This is a genomic window from Paraburkholderia sp. SIMBA_053 (genome assembly GCF_046534895.1).
Taxonomy (GTDB): domain Bacteria; phylum Pseudomonadota; class Gammaproteobacteria; order Burkholderiales; family Burkholderiaceae; genus Paraburkholderia; species Paraburkholderia caledonica.
In genome coordinates, this window is the sequence record NZ_JAWRXU010000352.1 from 1 (window position 1) to 317 (window position 317).

General features: G+C 73.8%; 1 protein-coding gene. It reads left to right on the forward strand.

Annotation, left to right across the window (positions count from 1 at the left end; genetic code table 11):
• Positions 1-317: substrate-binding domain-containing protein (locus SB753_RS35960; protein WP_410804862.1), on the forward strand; the 317-nt coding region annotated here is incomplete at both ends.

Consider the following 317-nt stretch of genomic DNA (forward strand, 5'->3'; position numbering starts at 1 on the left):
GTCACTCGGCGGCGGCCCCTCGACGTTCGTGGCACTGCGCCGCGCGGTCGCCGGTATCAGCGACACCGTGCTCTCCGACCGGCTGGCCGCACTCGCCGATGCCGGACACACCCGCATCGCGCATCTCGCGGGACCTGCGGACTGGCTCGAGGCGGAGTCGCGCGCCGAGGGTTTCGCCGCGGAACTCGCTGCTCGCGGCTTGACGCCGGGCCCCGTGATCGCGGGGGACTGGTCGGCCGGATCGGGGTACGCGGCGGTCGAGGCGGTTCGCGACTCTGGGGTCACGGCGGTGTTCGCGGCGAACGATCAGATGGCGC